Genomic DNA, 15,708 nt, shown 5'->3' on the forward strand with positions numbered 1-15,708 from the left:
ATGCAACCGATGACCAACAGCCTGCTCGCCGCGCGGAGCGCGATCCTGCAGCAGAACAAGACGCTGCAGAACGTCACCGAAACGCCGCAGATCGGCAACGGACAGATCGCCGGAACCGGCAAGGGCGTCGAAACGCCCTTCTCCGCCACCATGCGCGATGCACTGAGCGCGGTGAACGAAAGCCAGACCACCGCGGCCAACGCGGCGTCCGCCTACGATGCCGGGGAAACCACCGACATCGCCGCGGTGATGCTCGCCAAACAGAAGGCCTCGGTCGGGTTCGAGGCAACCTTGCAAGTCCGCAACAAGCTGCTCTCGGCTTACGAGAACATCATGAACATGCCGGTGTGATATGAACGAAATGACCATTTCCCAGCCCGGCGACGCCGGCCCAGGTGACGGCATGGCCCGCACCACCCAGCGCTTAAAACCGGTCGGTTTCAGCGGCGGCGGCGGTGCAGGCGGCGGCATGGCCTCCGGCTTCATGGACCGCGCGCGCGATGTTCTGGGGCAACCGGCGGTGGCGAAATCGCTGCCGCTCATCGGCTTCGTCGCCGTGGTGGCGATGGCCGCGGCGGCCTGGCTCGCCTTGCAGTCGCCGCCGCAGCGCGATCTGTTCCGGGGCCTGCCCGAAAACGACAAGGCCGCCGTCGCCGCCGCGCTCGACGGCAACTCCATCCCCTACCAGCTCGACCGCGATACCGGCGCTTTGACCGTCGGCGAGGACGATTATTACGCCGCCAAGATGCTGCTCGCATCGCAAGGCCTGCCCAAGAGCGCGCCGGACGGCGACAGCATGATCTCTTCCATGCCGATGGGCGCCAGCCGCGCCGTCGAAACCGAAAAGCTGCGCGGCGCGCGCGAGGCCGATCTGGCCCGCTCGATCGAGGCGATCGACAGCGTCGTTTCCGCGCGCGTGCATCTGGCGGTCGATCCGCCCAGCGTGTTCATCCGCGAACGCAACGAGCCCGCCGCCTCGGTCGTCCTGAACCTTGCGCCGGGCACGAGCCTAGGTAGCGAACAGGTCCAGGCGATCACCCATCTCGTCGCCAGCTCGGTTTCCGGTCTGAACGCCGAGCGCGTATCGGTGGTCGACCAGAACGGCCGCCTGCTATCCGAAACCGCCGCCGACGGTCCGCTCGGCGAGGCCGGGCAGCAGCTGATGGTGCGCGAGCAGATCGAGGAACGTTACCGGCATTCGCTCGCCGCATTGCTCACCCCGATGCTCGGCGCCGGAAATTTCGCCGCCGAAGTGTCCGCCGAACTCGATTTCTCCGAGCGCCAGGCGACCAGCGAAACCTTTCCCAAGGACGAATCGGTGGTGCGCAGCGAACAGCGCAGCTGGACCGCGCAGGCCGATGGCGGTACAGGGGACGCGCCCGGCGGCATCCCCGGCGCGCTGTCCGACCAGCCGCCGGCCGAAGCGACCGTGCAGGACCAGCTTGGCGACCCCGCCGCGGCGCCAGCAGCGGACATGCAGAAGCGCCAGGAGCAGGTGAACCGCAATTTCGAGCTGGGCCGCCAGGTGTCCGTGGTGCGCGAGGCGACCGGCGACGTCAGCCGCCTGTCGGTCGCGGTCGCGATCGCGAACGGCGCAGACGGCAAGCCGCGCAGTCCCGCCGAAATCGCCGCGATCGACAAGCTCGTCAAAGGCGCGATCGGCTTCAACGCCCAGCGCGGCGACCAGGTCGAGGTCTCCTCGCGCGCCTTCCAGCCGATCGTCGAGGCGAACACGCCCTGGTACGAGGCGAGCTGGCTATCGCTGCTGGTGCGCAACGTCTCCGGCCTGCTGGTCGCGCTCGCGCTGATCTTCTTCGTCGGCCGGCCGCTGCTGAAGCGCCGCAAGGACATGAAAAACGCTGCCGGAGCGAATGGCGCGAACGGCAACGGCAGGGCTCCGGCGCTGAACGGGCCGAACCACGAAGCGGAAAACAACCACCCCGTAACGCTCGACATGATCACCGCGGCGCACAGCTATCAGGAACGCGCGCTACTGATCCAGAATTTCGTCAAGCAGAACCCCGAGCACGCCACGCTGGTCGTCCGGGATCTGCTGAAATCGGCGAAGAACTCCAAGGAACCGGTCCATGGCTGACGTGCTCGAACAAGACGATGCGGCCATCGAGGACGCCGCCAAAAGCCTAGAGGCGGCGATGCCGGAGCTTCCGGTGCTGGGCGACGAACAGGCCGCGGCGATCCTGCTTCTGCTGTTCTCCGAAGAGGAAGCCGCGGGTATCTTGTCCCGGCTGGAGCCGGACGAAGTGCAGCAGCTCAGCAGCGTGATGTATTCGGTTGCCGATATCGGTGCCGACGAGATCAACTCGGTGCTCGACCGCTTCGTCGACCGTGCCCGGCATCGCACGACGATCGGCTATCGCTCCGACGTGCAGATCCAGTCGATGCTGACCGCCGCGCTGGGCGAACAGCGCGCCGAGGTGATGATCAGCCGCACCGCGCCGAAGAAACCGGTCGCGAACCTCGAAGCGCTCAAGTGGATGGCGCCGGACGAAATATTCGCGATGGTCGAGGAGGAGCATCCGCAGATCGCCGCCCTCGTCCTGTCCTTTCTGTCGACCGACAACGCCGCGGCCGTGCTGCGCCTGCTCCCCGCCGAAGCGCAGGAAGACGTGGTCTACCGCCTCGCCACTCTGGGCCAGGTCAGCGGCGACGCGATCGACACGATCGAGCAGTTGCTCTCCGCCTATCACGCGCCGCAGGGATCGGGCACGGTCGCCACCCAGGGCGGCAATCCGTCGGACGTCGCCGCGATCATGAACCAGATCGGCAAGAAGAACAGCGCGCGCATGATCAAGGCGCTCGCCAAGCGGGACAAGAGCCTGGCCGGCGCGATCGAGGACCAGATGTTCACCTTTGCCGATCTCATCACGATCGATGCCAAGGATCTCGGCACCGTCATGCGCAGCGTCGACAATGAACTGCTGGTGCCCGCATTGAAGGGCGCCGACGAAAAACTGCGCGCCAAAATCCTGAGCTGCATGTCCAGCCGCGCCGCGCAGACGCTGGAGGACGAGATCGCCGAGCGCGGCCCGATGCCGATGGCCGAGGTGATCGAAGCGCAGAAGGGCGTCGTCGCGCAGGCCCGCAAGCTGGCCGATTCCGGCGAGATCGTGATCGGCGCGCAGAGTGACGATTATGTCTGAAGCCTTTGCCCAGCGCTCGTTCGACGGCGGCGCCGCCGCGTTCCGCCCCGTCTGGCAGGTGCCGCCCCAGCCGTTTCGCACCGCTGCGGACAACGACAGCCATGTCGGCTCGGGGGTCGACGAGGAAGCCGACGCCGAGGCCTATTTCCAGGAACAGCTCGACGACAGCTACCGCCGCGGATTTGCCGACGGGCAGGCCGCGATCGCCGAGGCCAATGCCGAGTTGATAGCGGCATCCGACCGCCTTGGCGAAGCCGTTACGGGCCTGAAATCCCAACCCGGCGACGCTTTGTGCGAAACTTTGCTGCGCACCATCCGCACCTTGCTCGAGCGCACCGCCGGGTTCTCCGAGCCCGATGCGGCGACGCTGCAGAAGCATTGCGCCTCGCTCGCCGCTCTGGCCGAAAAGGACTGTTCGAACGCGATACTCCACATTCATCCGCTCGACCGGATGCTGCTCGGCGAACATCATTTTGACCTGTCGTTCGAGGAAGACCCTTCGATGACCCGCGGGACGCTTTGCCTGGCGCATAGCGAAGGGTGGATCGAGCAGGGCACGAAGCCCGTCCTCGACGAACTGGAAGCGATGATCGCATCGCTGGGAGATACCCGGTGATCGCCGCGCAGGAACAGGCGCTGACCGGCCTGATCGACCGCATCGGCAATATCGGGGCGGGGCCGCGCCGGATCGGCCGCCTCGTCGCGCATGACGCGGGCATGATGGAAGTGACCGGCTTCGATTATCCGATCGGTTTCGGCGGCACCATCCGCACCGCCGACGGACGCATCATGAAGGCCGAGATCGCCGGTTTCCGCGGCTCGCGCGCGCTCATGATCCCGCTCGAAAGCGACGGCGCCGTGCGCAGCGGCGCGCGCGTCGAGCCCGATATGCAATCGAGCCGGGCGCAGGTCGGCGACGGACTGCTCGGCCGCGTCATCGGTCCGATGGGCGAACCGCTGGACGGCGGCGGCCCGATCGTCACCGAAGAGTTCTGGCCGCTCGCGGGCAAACGCTCCAACGTGCTGAGCCGCGGCCGCGTGACCAAACCGATCGACCTCGGCGTCCGCGCGATCAACGGACTGCTCACCGCCGGCTACGGCCAGCGCATCGCCATCGCGGCCGGCTCCGGCGTCGGCAAATCGGTGCTGATCGGACAGATCATCGCCCATGCGGACGTCGATGTCGCGGTGGTCGGCCTGATCGGCGAGCGCGGACGCGAGGTCAGCGATTTCGTCGAGACCAAGCTGAACGGCCCGATGCGCGGGCGCACCGTCACCGTCGCCGTGCCCGCCGATTATTCGCCGGTGCTGCGCCTGCGCGCCGCCGCGCGCGCGACCGCCATCGCCGAGTATTTCCGCTCCCAGGGCAAGCGCGTCCTGCTGATCGTCGACAGCCTCACCCGCATCGCCCATGCGCAGCGCGAAATCGGCCTGTCGCTCGGCGAGCCGCCGACGATGAAAGGCTATCCCCCGTCCGCGCTGGCGCTGATCCCGCGCCTGATCGAGCGCGCGGGCAACGACAATATCAGCGGCGGATCGATCACCGCGCTCTACACCGTGCTCGCCGACGGCGGCGACATGGACGACCCGGTGGTCGATACCGCGCGCGCCATCGTCGACGGCCATATCATCCTCTCTCGCCTGCTGTCCGAACAGGGCGTGTTCCCGGCGATCGACGTCGGCAAATCCTTGAGCCGCGTGGCGACCGACATCATCGACGACGATCACCGCGCCGCGCAGACCAATTTCCGCCGGCTTTGGTCGGCCTATGAGGAAAATCGCGATCTGCTGCTGATGGGCGCCTACCGCGAGGGCAGCGACCCGGCGATCGACGAAGCCGTCGCGCGCCATGACGAGCTGCTTGGTTATGTCCGCCAAGGCGCGCGTGAGGCGGTCTCGATGGAACACAGCATCGCCGCGCTGCAACAGCAATTCGGTCAGCAGGAGTTCGGCGCATGAGAAAGATGCTCGCCAGCCGCCGCCGCATGCTCGACATGCGCGAAACCCAGCTGCGGATCGCCACCGGCGACAGCGCCGCGGCGCATGGCAGCGAGGCCAGCCTCGAACAGAAGCGTGAACAGCTCAAGGCGCTGGCGGTGCATATGCACAAGGCCGGAGAACGATGCCGCGAGGGCCGCACCCTGCACTCCCAGCTCGAACTGGTCGATCGCCTGCGCCGCGCGGAGGATAGCATAGACGGTGCGATCGACCAGGCACGGCAGAAAACTGCCCAGATGGAGCGGCAGCGGATTGCCGCCTATCGCAAACGCGAAATGGCCGACCAGCTGGTCGAGCGCGCCGCCGCTACTGTCGACGCGCAAACCGAGCGCAAGATCGGCGAACAACCGCCCGCCCGGCCGCGCAGGATGATGGAGCGAGCGCGATGAACGGACCCGCCTTCGGTGCCAGTGCGATCGGAACGTCGCCGGTCAATGCAACTGGCACGGTTTCTGCAAAGCCCGCTGCGATGCTTGGCAATTCGCTTCCCTTCCGTCTCCAGCTGGAGGCCTCGACCGCGCCGCTGACGCCCATGGGAACCGGCCCCGTGCTCCAGCGCGACGAACGCTTCGTCATGCCGAGCTGCATGGGCGACGGTTTCGATCCGCTCGGCGACGAGACGGCCGGCGTAACGGCGGGCGGCGACAAATCCGCGCAGGATGATGATAAAGAAACCGGGGACACCCCGCTGCCGGCACCGCCGGTCATCTTCGATATCGCGCTGCCTGTTACCCCGGCCACCGCCGATGCGGTCACCCGTCGCGGTTCAATCGGACCGGGTTCGGCCAATATCGACGAGCGCCGCGGCGTGCCCGTCCAGGCTTTTGCCGTCGATATGACGCATGTTGCCGCCGCAACCGAAACCGGGCGGGAGATTGCTCCCGAACTGACCGATCCGCCGCGTCTCCGCCCGCTGCCTGCAGGCATCACCCCGCCGATAATTCCGGCAGTACAGATTCCGGCCACACGGATTTCGGCAACGCCGCGTCCGCTATCGCCCCAAGCACAACTGCGTTTCGACGGATCAAGTCCATCGACGACCACACCGGTTCAGGCGCCGATGGCCGAAATTGACCGCGTCGAACCGGGCATGACGGCATCCGAAACGAAGCGCTCCGATCCGGCCGGATCGGCCGCGCCGGTCTCCGGTCAGGCGAAAGCCCCGCCCTTGGCCACCGCCCCGACGACGCCCGCACCCATCATGACGCGGGGCGAACGCCAGGAGATGGCGCAGCACAGTGCTCCCCCGGCCGACGCGGCGGTTACCGGAACCGATATACTTGCCGAGACGCAGCTTGGCGTCGCCGCGTCCGACCAGCGAATCATGCAGCGCCGCGCCAACGCGCCGGCCGTCCGCGGCGACCGGCTCTACGCGGCGGTGGACCAACCGGTCGACAGCGATCACGTCGCGCGTCCGATGGCATCGGCGCTCGAAAGCCGGCGCTTCGAAGCCGGCCGCGCCGCGCCGGTGACAGGGAACTCCGGTCAATCGACGACAGCCCCGGCGATGATACAGACCGTCGATACCGCCTCATCGCAAATCCACAATTTCGCGGGATCGCTGGCGCAGCAAATCCAGCCTCAGCCGAGCGCAAGCGCCGCCCCGGCCATGTTCGCGCCCGCCGCCCCGATCCCGTTCGACCGGCAGTTCGGCCAGCGCGTGGGTTCGGCGATCGGCGCGGCGATGAACGCGATGTCGGTCAAGGACGGCATGCTGCTCCTGCAGATTGCGCCCGAACGGCTCGGCAAGATCGAGATCGCCATCGATCGCGGCAGCGACCGGCTCCAGATCACCACCGAGAACGAGGCAGTGCGCGGCGCGATCGCGCAGGCGCATAGCCGGATCGAACATGAACTGCGCACCGTGGGCCACCGCATCGGCTCGATCGAGGTCGAAACGCGCGATGCCGGAACCAGCGGCAATGCCGGGCAGAACCAGAGCGGCGCACAGCAGCGCGGGCAGGACAATGCCGCGCAGCAATCCCATCAGCCGCGGCCCGATCCGCGTACACTTTCGCTTGATCACGGCGGCGAGCGCGCAGCCGACACGCCGCGCGACAAACCCCGCCCCTCTTCCAACATCGTTTACGCCTGATCAGGCGCCCAGACAAACCCCGGAGCTCGACCATGTCCGATGAAAAACCGCCCAAGAAGAAGGGCAAGCTAAAGAAACTGATGCTGCCGCTTGCCGGCATCGTCGTAATTGGCGGCGCCGGCGGGGCGGGCGGTTATTTCTATTCGGGCATGATGGGCGGCCATGAAAAAGGCGAGGAAAAGCCCGAATTGCCCAAGCTCGTCCTGAAGGACGGCAGCACTGTCGATGCACCGGCCAGCGGCAAGCTTGCCAACAAGGCCAAATACAAGGTCACCTACCATCCGATCGAGGAGAGCTTCACCAGCAATCTGCGCGGCGGTTCGGGCTTTGCGCAGGCGGAGATGGCGGTCTCGACATTCTACGACGAAAGCGTGATCGAGGCGCTGACCGAGCATGACATCGCCGTGCGCAACGCCATCGTGCTGGAGCTGGCCGACACCGACGGCACCGCGCTCGAAACGATCGAGGGCAAAACCGAGCTCGCCCATCGCCTATGCGACCGGATCAATCAGACGCTGGAACAAAAGACCGGCTTCGGCGGCATCGACGAAGTCTATTTCACCAAGCTCGTGCTGCAATAAGCCGATGAACGCCAAACCCTCCCTATCCGGTCCTGACGCCGCCACCAAGGAGGCAGCCACCGACGCTGTAGCCGCCGCGCACAGCTTCCCGCGGCGCGACAGCAGCGAGGCCGATGTGATGCCGATCGCGCGGCGCACCGCCAAGCAGCTTGCCAGCGGCCTGCGCAGCGCGCTGCAGCCGCTCGCCAGCGAACGGCTGACGGTGACGCCCGGACAGCCGCGGATCGAGGAGCATCAGGAATGGCTGGCGGCGCAAGGCACGTCGATGGGCCTCGCTTTCTACCAGCTGCCACCGATGAAGGGGCGCCTGGCGCTGCGGCTGCCGCATGATCTGATCGCCGCGCTGGTCGATGCCTTTTTCGGCGGATCGATCGCGCGCGGTAAAGCGAAAAAGAGCGATTATTCGCCCACCGACATGCGCCTGATGCATCGCATCGCCGCGTCGGTCGCGCCGCAACTGGGCGCGGCCTGGGCCGAGTTCGGACCGTTCCGCTGTCTGCCCGCCGGGCTCACCGACGATCCCGAGGAAGCCAAGATCGCCAAAGGCGACGCCGCGCTGCTGGTCCAGCCCTTCACTCTGTCCTATCCCGGCGACGTCTCCTTCACGATCGATCTGATCTATCCGGTCGACATGATCCAGTCGGCCCGCGAGGAATGGTGTCTTGCCTCGCCCGCCGACGCCATGCCGTGCGATCCCGCATGGCGGCAGGATCTGGGCTGCGCGCTGTCCGACATCTTCATTCCCGTGCGCTCGGTGCTCGCCCGGCCGACCATGACCCTGCCCGAACTCGCCGATCTCAAGCCCGGCGACATCATCCCCATTCCCCCGGCGCGCAACCTGCCGCTGATCGTCGGCGACCGCACTTTTGCGCGCGGCAGCCTCGGCGAGCAGAACGGCCTCGCCGCCTTCCGTATCGACTATATCGAGAAAGGATAAGCGCATGAGCGACATGACCGAGGCGCCGAGCCTCGCCGATGCCACCGACCCTATGGGCGGCAACGGGTCGGCAATTTCTTGCCGGGACGGTAACCATAGTTTTGCCGACGAGACCGCCGATCATTACCGCTTCCTCGCCGATATTCCGGTGCGGCTGTCGGTCGAAGTCGGCAATGTATCGTTAAAATTGTCTGAAATCATGGACTTGAGTGAGGGCTCGGTGGTCGAGCTCGGGCGGCAGGCGAGCGAGCTGCTCGATATCAACGTAAATGGCACGCTGGTTGCAAGAGGGGAAGTCGTGACCGTCGACGGCCGGTTCGGCATCCGCGTAGCGGAAGTCGTTTCCAAGAACGTCGGAGGTGCGAAAGTCGAAAGGCGTGCCTAGTGACCTATTACATCCTCAAGCTGGTGATCATGCTGCCGCTGATGGCGGCCATGATCGTGGGGGCCTTGTGGTTATATCGTAAATACCAGCCGGGCATGGTCCAGGGTGTCCGCCAGCGCGATCTCAGGCTGGTAGAGACGCTGTCCATGGGCACGTCCGGCAAGCTCGCGGTGGTCGAATTCGGTGACCAGCGCATCCTGCTCTCGGCGACCCGCGGGAAGATCGAACGGATCGAGGCGCGGGCGATGACCGAAGAGGAAAAGCGGCTCGCCGATGCGCCGCCCGCATCCCCCGCCGGCGGCCCGGCGGCCGATGCGGCCAATCCCTTCGCCGCGGTCATGGACCGCGCGCTCGCCGCCCGCAGATCGCTGCGCCGGGACCGGGACTGATCCGATGCGCGATCCGCTTCGCCATTCCGCCGTTCGCCATACACTCAAGCTCGCGCTCGCCGCGCTGATCCTGCTGCTGCCCGCCGAACTCGCCGCACAGGCTACCCAAGCCACGCCGGGCGCATCCGAAGCGCTGACCCGCGCGCTGGACGACGTATCGGGCGACGGCGCGCCGCTGACGCTCAGCTTGCAGATCCTCATCCTGATGGGGCTGCTCACCATCCTGCCCTCGCTGGTGCTGATGATGACCAGCTTCACGCGGATCATCATCGTGCTCTCGATCCTGCGTCAGGCGCTGGGCCTGCAGCAGACCCCGCCCAACCAGGTGCTGATCGGGCTGTCGCTGTTCCTCTCGCTGTTCGTGATGGCGCCCTCGATCGAGCAGATCAACACGCGCGCGATCGAACCCTATGGCGCCGATCAGGTCACGCTCGAACAGGCGGTTTCGGTGTCGGGCGAGGTGTTCCATGCCTTCATGGTCAAGCAGACCCGCCAGACCGATCTCAAATTATTCATGGGTCTGGCCAAGATCGACAGCGTGGAAAGCCCCGAGACGATCCCCTTCTCGATCCTGCTGCCCGCGTTTGTCACCAGCGAGCTGAAAACCGCTTTCCAGATCGGTTTCATGATTTTCCTGCCGTTCCTGATCATCGATCTGGTGGTCGCCTCCACGCTGATGGCGCTGGGCATGATGATGCTTTCGCCGACCATCATATCGATGCCGTTCAAGCTTCTCCTCTTCGTCCTGGTCGACGGCTGGGCGCTCACCATGGGCTCGCTCGCCGGCTCCTTCGTCACCTGAGGCCCGCCACATGGAACAGACGGATTTCTTCATCGGCATCGCCCAGCAAACGCTCTGGGTCACCGCGCTCGCCGCCGCCCCGCTCCTGATCCCCGCGCTGGTCGTCGGCATCCTGCTCGGCATGGTGCAGGCGGCGACCTCGATCAACGAGGCGACGCTCAGCTTCGTGCCCAAGCTGATCGTGGTCGCGTTGATGCTGGCGCTGTTCGGCGGATCGATCCTCTATCTGATCGCCGATTTCACGATCGACACCTATAATCGCATTCCGGAAATCCTGGTATGATCGCACCCGCTTTTGCAGGCGCGGAGGATCAGCTCTGGCAATGGGCGATGGCGATGATCCGGCCCGGCGCCGCGCTCATCGCCGCGCCCATATTCGGCGCCGCGCAGGTGCCGTTGCAGCTGCGCATCATCCTGGCGCTGATGATCGGCATCGCCGCCACCGGCCCGGCCGGCGCGGTCATGCCGGCCGAGACGCTGGCGAGCTTCGCGGGCTTCCTGTTCCTGGCGGGCGAAGTCGTCGTCGGCGTCGCCATCGGCTTCGCGCTGCAGATCGGGTTTTCCGCCGCCTTCGTGGCGGGCGAGACGCTCAGCAACGCCATGGGCCTGGGCTTCGCTTCGATGAACGATCCGCAGTCCGGCGCCTCGACCCCGGTGGTCGGCCAGTTCCTCTCGATCCTCGCCACGCTGCTGCTGCTGGCGATGGACGGGCATCTCATGCTGATCTCGATCATCGTCGACAGCTATCGCACGCTCCCGCCGGGCCACGCCTTTCCCGGTTTCGCGGCGATCGACGATCTGGTGCGCTTCGGCGGCTCGCTGTTCTCGCTCGGCCTCTTGATCGCGATGCCGGTCGGCGCCTCGCTGATCCTGATCCAGATCGTCATGGCGATGCTCGCGCGTTCGGCGCCCGCGCTGAACCTGTTCGCGGTCGGCCTGCCGGTCGCGCTGCTGTCGGGCCTGATCCTGCTTGCCGTCGCCGCGCCGGTGATGGCCGACGGCGTGATGCACGCCATGGCGGACGGGCTCGACCAGTCGCGCCTGATCGCGGGGGGACGCTGAGATGAGCGATTCCCCCTCCGGCGGCGGCGAGAAAACCGAAGATCCAACCCAGAAACGGCTCAAGGACAGCGCCAAGAAGGGCGATGTCCTGCAGTCCAAGGAACTGGGCGTGGCGCTGATCATGATCGGCGGCGCGGCGATGTTCTGGCTGTTCGGCGGTAGGCTGCTCGACGCCAGTTCCTCGGTGGTGCGATCCGGGCTCATGTTCGGCCCGCAGGACATCGAAAGCTTCGATATGGGCGGACGCACGCTGAAACTGGTCGCGCCGCTGGCGCTGCCGTTCGGCGGGATGGCGCTGCTGCTCATCCTCGCCGCGATCGGAACCCCTGCCATGCTCGGTTCGCTCGGCTTCCGCTGGTCCGCGATCAGCGTCAAGCCGTCCAAGATGAATCCCGGTTCGGGTTTCAAGCGCATGTTCGGAATGCACGCGGTGATCGAGCTGTCCAAGGCGCTGGCCAAGGTTACCCTGATGGGCACCGTCGGCACTATCCTTATCTTTTCGTCGGTGCACGACATGGTGCAGCTCGGCCTCGGCGATATCCGCAGCAGCCTCGGCGCTTTCGGCGGGCTGTTCGTCACCACGGTGATCGCGATGGCCGGCTGCCTCGTCGTCATCGCGATGATCGACGTGCCCGCGCAATGGTTCCAGCGCAACCAGAAGCTGCGCATGACCAAGCAGGAGGTGAAGGACGAGCACAAGGAAAGCGAAGGCTCGCCCGAGGTCAAGCAGGCGATCCGCCAGCGTCAGCATGCGATGATGAGCGGTTCGGCGCGCGGCGCCGTCGAGGACGCCACGGTGCTGCTGGTCAACCCGACCCATTTTGCGGTGGCGCTGCGCTACGACCAGTCGCGCGATGCCGCGCCGGTCGTGCTGTTCCGTGGCCGCGGCGAACTGGCGCTGGTGATGCGCGAACTGGCCGAGGACGCCAAGGTGCCGGTGCTGCATTATCCCGAGCTGACGCGCGCGATCTATTACACGTCCAAGCCCAACCATATCGTCGACGAGCGGCTGTATATGGCCGTCGCCGCGCTGCTCGCCTTCCTGTTCCGGCTGGACAGCGAGATGGGCGGGCACACCGAGCGGCCCGACATCGCCGTGCCGGACGACCTCAAATTCGACGCCGAGGGTCGGCTTTCGCCCTAAAGTTCCACCGCCGCCTGCCGTTACAGCCTTCAGAAAGGGCGCCCATGCTTTCCAGTATCTCCAATCTCGTCAGCGGCCAGTCCGGGATCAACTCGGCGCAGCTCGTCGCGGACCTTGTCGCGGCGACGCGCGAGCCGCGCGAGGTGACGATCCAGCAAAAGCAGCAGCTCAACAGCGCACGCATCTCCGCGCTCGCTTCGGCCTCGTCCTCGCTGGGCACCTTTTCCGAAGCGCTGAGCACCATCCTAGACGGGCGCCGCTTCACCGGCAATCTGGTCTCCAGCGACGGCGGGGTGGCAACCGCCAGCTTCATCGACGGCCAGACACCCAAGGGCCTGCCGGTCACGATGGAAGTGAAGCAGCTCGCCTCCGAACAGCGCGTGATATCGAAGAACTACACCGCCGCGACGGACGCGGTCGGCCAAGGCACGCTGAAGCTGACGACCAGCAGCGGCGCCTTCAACATCGTCATCGGCACGGGCAACGACAGCCTGATCGGCCTGCGCGATGCGATCAACGATGCGGATGCAGGCGTCACCGCCAATATCGTAACCGACAATCGCGGTACGCGGCTCGTCGTCGAGGGCAAGGAAGGCGCCAATCAGAGCTTCACGCTGGTGGGGCCGGCAAAGCCTTTCTTCGGCGCGGCGAGCAAGCTTAACGATTTCAATTACCCGGCCAACAGCAATGGCGGCATGACCCTGGTCGCGCCGGCCAGCGACAGCATCATCGTGGTCGACGGCATCGAACTTGTGAACAGTTCCAACACGATCGACAATGCGGTCGAGGGCGTGCGCCTCGACCTGCTCTCGGCCAAGCCGGGCACCAAGATCACCATCTCCAGCGACACGCCGGCGGCGACGACGCGCGATCTGGTGAGCGAGTTCATCGATGCGTTCAATACATTGAAAAACGGGCTCAACACCGCCACCGCTCCCGGGATCGAGGGCGCCACGGCCGGGCCGCTCGCGGGCAACAGCGCCATTCGCGACATGGCCCAGCGTCTGGGCCGGATGAGCTCGACGATTCTGTCGGCTGACGGACCGTATCGCACGCTGGCGGACATCGGCGTGCGGACCGCACGCGACGGCACGCTGGAGCTCGACAGCGCCACGTTCGACCGCGCCATGGCCGCCAATCCGGAAGCCGTCGCGCAGATGCTCGATCCGATCGAGCCCGACGCCAATCACCGCGGGCTCGCCGGAACGCTCGAGGACGTGAAGTCCGCGCTGCAGGACAAGAACAGCCCGCTCAGCTTGGCCAAGACGCGGTTCGAGCAGGTCAACAAGCAACTCGCCGAACTGCGCGAGAAGCTGGACGACGATATCGAACGCTACGAGGCCAATCTGCAGCAGACCTTTGCCAATATGGACCGCCAGCTCGCGGTGCTGCGGCAGACGCAGCAATATGTCGAGCAGCAGGTCTCGATCTGGAACAACAGCGACAACTAAGTCTCAACGGGGATCTCGACGATGTATTATGCAGCAGGCCGCGCCATGGCGCAGAGCTACGGCGCCGTGGACAAGACCAGCCGGATCGCCGCGGCCAGCCCGCACGAGCTGGTCGAGATCCTGTTCGAGCAACTGCTCCTCAGGATCGACCGCGCGGTGCGCTGCGTCGAGCGCGGCGACATGGCGGGCATGTTCCAATCGCGCGCCAAGGCGTCGGACATCTTGAACGCGCTGGACGAAAGTCTGGACTTCGAACGCGGCGGCGAGATCGCGACCGCGCTCGCCATCGTCTACCGCGAGGCGTCGAACCGGATCAACGAAGCGCAGGGCGACAATGCCGGCGCGGTGCTGATTTCGGCGCGCGAGATCGTAGCCGAGATTTCGGAAGCATGGACGGAGATCGGGAAGCGCTGAGTTTCCTCAACTCCTACATTTCCATTCGCTTCGTCGTTGCGAGGAGCCCCTTCGGCTGGCTGGCAAGCCAGCCGCTCAGGATAGACCGCGGGCGACGAAGCCTGTCCAGAACGGCTGCTGCAAGCGGTCAGTCGAAGAGCAATCCAAAACGGCTGCAGCGCTGCGGGCGCCCCTGGATTGCTTCGCTCCGCTCGCAATGACGAAGGCGGAGCATCGGGCTAGGTAACGGAACCGTCGCCGGCCGCGCTCAGGCGGCCTCCCGATCGTCGCGGGTGATGCCGTGGCGGCGCATTTTCTCGACAAAGGTGGTGCGCTGGACATCGACCAACCGCGCCGCTTTGGCAATCACCCCGCCGCATTCCACCAGCGCCTCGATCATCAGCCGGCGCTCTTCTTCCTGAAGATGTTCCTGCAGCGAGAACCCGTCGAAAAAGCTGGCCTTTTCGGCGGTTTCGCCAGCGGAGGCAGTCGCATCGGCACTCTTGTGATGAATGGCGACCACCGCCTGCTCCGTCAGCAGCAGTTCGGCTTCATCCCGCCCGATCGTCTGGCCCGGAAAGAAGATGGCGGCGCGCTCGACCACGTTGCGCAATTCGCGCACATTGCCCGGCCAGCTGTAGGCGGCGAGGCGCTCGATCGCCTCCTCGCTCAGGATCGGACGCACGTCGCCCGGTTCGATCAGGCCGATGAAATGGTCGATCAGCGAGGCCACGTCCTCCGGACGCTCGCTCAGCGACGGGATGCAGATCGGGATCACGCACAGCCGGTAGAACAGGTCTTCGCGGAAATCCCCGGCGGCGATCTGCTGCTGCAGGTCGCGATTGGTCGCGGCGACGATGCGCACGTCGATCGAGATCTGCTTGGACCCGCCGACGCGGCGGATCGATCGCTCCTCGATCACGCGCAGCAGCTTGACCTGCAGCGCCAGCGGCATTTCGCCGATTTCGTCGAGAAACAGCGTGCCGCCATCGGCCTGCTCGAACAAGCCGATATGGCGGTTCATTGCGCCGGTGAAGCTGCCGCCCTCGTGGCCGAACAGTTCGGATTCGATCAGTTCGGCCGGGATGGCGCCGCTGTTGATCGCGATGAACGGCCGATCCTTGCGCCTGGAAGCGCGGTGGATCGCCTTGGCGACGACTTCCTTGCCGCAGCCGGACGGGCCGGTGATCAGGACGGAGGCGGAGGCGTTGACGGAGAAGCGGATCATGGTCCTGACCGAGGCGATGGCGTCGCTCTTGCCCACCACCATCTCGGAAATCATCTTCGTCGCCATCCTCAACCCCGTTTCG

The 15,708-nt window shown here is 65.9% G+C and carries 18 protein-coding genes; 17 read left to right on the forward strand and 1 reads right to left on the reverse strand.

Features of this window, described 5'->3' with window-relative positions:
• From fliE to fliS, 17 genes are read left to right on the forward strand one after another with little or no spacing between them, the layout of a single operon-like run.
• Positions 1 to 351, forward strand: a complete 351-nt coding sequence (gene fliE / locus ACOQPC_RS11415; protein WP_420605851.1) for a flagellar hook-basal body complex protein FliE — start codon at positions 1 to 3, stop codon at positions 349 to 351.
• Between the two features lies 1 nt (position 352).
• Positions 353 to 2,095, forward strand: a complete 1,743-nt coding sequence (gene fliF, locus ACOQPC_RS11420; RefSeq protein WP_420605852.1) for a flagellar basal-body MS-ring/collar protein FliF — start codon at positions 353 to 355, stop codon at positions 2,093 to 2,095.
• A gap of 58 nt (positions 2,096 to 2,153) precedes the next feature.
• On the forward strand, positions 2,154 to 3,161 hold the full coding sequence (fliG, locus tag ACOQPC_RS11425; RefSeq protein WP_420608131.1) for a flagellar motor switch protein FliG: 1,008 nt from the start codon (positions 2,154 to 2,156) through the stop codon (positions 3,159 to 3,161).
• A complete protein-coding gene (locus ACOQPC_RS11430; RefSeq protein WP_420605853.1) occupies positions 3,154 to 3,777 on the forward strand; it encodes a hypothetical protein in 624 nt (207 codons plus the stop codon). The genes fliG and ACOQPC_RS11430 overlap by 8 nt, the downstream gene beginning before the upstream one ends.
• Positions 3,774 to 5,120, forward strand: a complete 1,347-nt coding sequence (locus tag ACOQPC_RS11435) for a FliI/YscN family ATPase (protein WP_420605854.1) — start codon at positions 3,774 to 3,776, stop codon at positions 5,118 to 5,120. The genes ACOQPC_RS11430 and ACOQPC_RS11435 overlap by 4 nt, the downstream gene beginning before the upstream one ends.
• On the forward strand, positions 5,117 to 5,548 hold the full coding sequence (locus ACOQPC_RS11440; protein ID WP_420605855.1) for a hypothetical protein: 432 nt from the start codon (positions 5,117 to 5,119) through the stop codon (positions 5,546 to 5,548). The genes ACOQPC_RS11435 and ACOQPC_RS11440 overlap by 4 nt, the downstream gene beginning before the upstream one ends.
• Entirely contained in the window at positions 5,545 to 7,254 is a 1,710-nt protein-coding gene (locus ACOQPC_RS11445; protein ID WP_420605856.1) for a hypothetical protein, read from the forward strand. The genes ACOQPC_RS11440 and ACOQPC_RS11445 overlap by 4 nt, the downstream gene beginning before the upstream one ends.
• 32 nt (positions 7,255 to 7,286) lie before the next feature.
• Positions 7,287 to 7,835, forward strand: a complete 549-nt coding sequence (locus ACOQPC_RS11450) for a flagellar basal body-associated FliL family protein (protein ID WP_420605857.1) — start codon at positions 7,287 to 7,289, stop codon at positions 7,833 to 7,835.
• A 4-nt stretch (positions 7,836 to 7,839) separates the two neighbouring features.
• Positions 7,840 to 8,772 (forward strand): FliM/FliN family flagellar motor switch protein, encoded by a 933-nt coding sequence (locus tag ACOQPC_RS11455; RefSeq protein WP_420605858.1) that lies wholly within the window; start codon positions 7,840 to 7,842, stop codon positions 8,770 to 8,772.
• A 4-nt stretch (positions 8,773 to 8,776) separates the two neighbouring features.
• Entirely contained in the window at positions 8,777 to 9,157 is a 381-nt protein-coding gene (gene fliN / locus ACOQPC_RS11460) for a flagellar motor switch protein FliN (protein ID WP_420605859.1), read from the forward strand.
• Positions 9,157 to 9,546 carry a FliO/MopB family protein gene (locus tag ACOQPC_RS11465; RefSeq protein WP_420605860.1) on the forward strand — a complete coding sequence of 130 codons (390 nt, stop codon included), beginning with the start codon at positions 9,157 to 9,159 and terminating at the stop codon, positions 9,544 to 9,546. Before fliN ends, ACOQPC_RS11465 begins: the two co-directional genes overlap by 1 nt.
• A gap of 4 nt (positions 9,547 to 9,550) precedes the next feature.
• Positions 9,551 to 10,348 (forward strand): flagellar type III secretion system pore protein FliP, encoded by a 798-nt coding sequence (gene fliP, locus ACOQPC_RS11470; RefSeq protein ID WP_420605861.1) that lies wholly within the window; start codon positions 9,551 to 9,553, stop codon positions 10,346 to 10,348.
• A gap of 10 nt (positions 10,349 to 10,358) precedes the next feature.
• Positions 10,359 to 10,631: a flagellar biosynthetic protein FliQ gene (locus ACOQPC_RS11475; RefSeq protein WP_420605862.1), complete on the forward strand. Its 273-nt coding sequence runs from the start codon at positions 10,359 to 10,361 to the stop codon at positions 10,629 to 10,631.
• Positions 10,628 to 11,410: a flagellar biosynthetic protein FliR gene (fliR, locus tag ACOQPC_RS11480; protein ID WP_420605863.1), complete on the forward strand. Its 783-nt coding sequence runs from the start codon at positions 10,628 to 10,630 to the stop codon at positions 11,408 to 11,410. The genes ACOQPC_RS11475 and fliR overlap by 4 nt, the downstream gene beginning before the upstream one ends.
• 1 nt (position 11,411) lies before the next feature.
• Complete coding sequence (locus ACOQPC_RS11485) at positions 11,412 to 12,554, forward strand: EscU/YscU/HrcU family type III secretion system export apparatus switch protein (RefSeq protein WP_420605864.1); 1,143 nt, start codon at positions 11,412 to 11,414, stop codon at positions 12,552 to 12,554.
• A gap of 44 nt (positions 12,555 to 12,598) precedes the next feature.
• Positions 12,599 to 14,005 (forward strand): flagellar filament capping protein FliD, encoded by a 1,407-nt coding sequence (fliD, locus tag ACOQPC_RS11490; RefSeq protein ID WP_420605865.1) that lies wholly within the window; start codon positions 12,599 to 12,601, stop codon positions 14,003 to 14,005.
• A gap of 21 nt (positions 14,006 to 14,026) precedes the next feature.
• Positions 14,027 to 14,419 carry a flagellar export chaperone FliS gene (gene fliS / locus ACOQPC_RS11495; RefSeq protein ID WP_420605866.1) on the forward strand — a complete coding sequence of 131 codons (393 nt, stop codon included), beginning with the start codon at positions 14,027 to 14,029 and terminating at the stop codon, positions 14,417 to 14,419.
• A gap of 247 nt (positions 14,420 to 14,666) precedes the next feature.
• Here fliS and ACOQPC_RS11500 read toward each other — a convergent pair whose 3' ends face one another.
• Positions 14,667 to 15,692 carry a sigma-54 interaction domain-containing protein gene (locus ACOQPC_RS11500; RefSeq protein ID WP_420605867.1) on the reverse strand — a complete coding sequence of 342 codons (1,026 nt, stop codon included), beginning with the start codon at positions 15,690 to 15,692 and terminating at the stop codon, positions 14,667 to 14,669.
• Positions 15,693 to 15,708: the final 16 nt, after the last annotated feature.

This window comes from Novosphingopyxis sp. (assembly GCF_965218915.1).
GTDB lineage: Bacteria > Pseudomonadota > Alphaproteobacteria > Sphingomonadales > Sphingomonadaceae > Novosphingopyxis.

Coding starts and splice junctions, on each gene's coding strand:
- ACOQPC_RS11475 (WP_420605862.1), top strand. CDS start 10,359: ATGGAACAGACGGATTTCTTCATCGGCATCGCCCAGCAAACGCTCTGG.
- fliR (WP_420605863.1), top strand. CDS start 10,628: ATGATCGCACCCGCTTTTGCAGGCGCGGAGGATCAGCTCTGGCAATGG.
- fliG (WP_420608131.1), top strand. CDS start 2,154: ATGCCGGAGCTTCCGGTGCTGGGCGACGAACAGGCCGCGGCGATCCTG.
- ACOQPC_RS11430 (WP_420605853.1), top strand. CDS start 3,154: ATGTCTGAAGCCTTTGCCCAGCGCTCGTTCGACGGCGGCGCCGCCGCG.
- ACOQPC_RS11455 (WP_420605858.1), top strand. CDS start 7,840: ATGAACGCCAAACCCTCCCTATCCGGTCCTGACGCCGCCACCAAGGAG.
- fliF (WP_420605852.1), top strand. CDS start 353: ATGAACGAAATGACCATTTCCCAGCCCGGCGACGCCGGCCCAGGTGAC.
- fliD (WP_420605865.1), top strand. CDS start 12,599: ATGCTTTCCAGTATCTCCAATCTCGTCAGCGGCCAGTCCGGGATCAAC.
- fliS (WP_420605866.1), top strand. CDS start 14,027: ATGTATTATGCAGCAGGCCGCGCCATGGCGCAGAGCTACGGCGCCGTG.
- fliP (WP_420605861.1), top strand. CDS start 9,551: ATGCGCGATCCGCTTCGCCATTCCGCCGTTCGCCATACACTCAAGCTC.
- fliN (WP_420605859.1), top strand. CDS start 8,777: ATGAGCGACATGACCGAGGCGCCGAGCCTCGCCGATGCCACCGACCCT.
- fliE (WP_420605851.1), top strand. CDS start 1: ATGCAACCGATGACCAACAGCCTGCTCGCCGCGCGGAGCGCGATCCTG.
- ACOQPC_RS11450 (WP_420605857.1), top strand. CDS start 7,287: ATGTCCGATGAAAAACCGCCCAAGAAGAAGGGCAAGCTAAAGAAACTG.
- ACOQPC_RS11485 (WP_420605864.1), top strand. CDS start 11,412: ATGAGCGATTCCCCCTCCGGCGGCGGCGAGAAAACCGAAGATCCAACC.
- ACOQPC_RS11445 (WP_420605856.1), top strand. CDS start 5,545: ATGAACGGACCCGCCTTCGGTGCCAGTGCGATCGGAACGTCGCCGGTC.
- ACOQPC_RS11440 (WP_420605855.1), top strand. CDS start 5,117: ATGAGAAAGATGCTCGCCAGCCGCCGCCGCATGCTCGACATGCGCGAA.
- ACOQPC_RS11500 (WP_420605867.1), bottom strand. CDS start 15,692: ATGGCGACGAAGATGATTTCCGAGATGGTGGTGGGCAAGAGCGACGCC.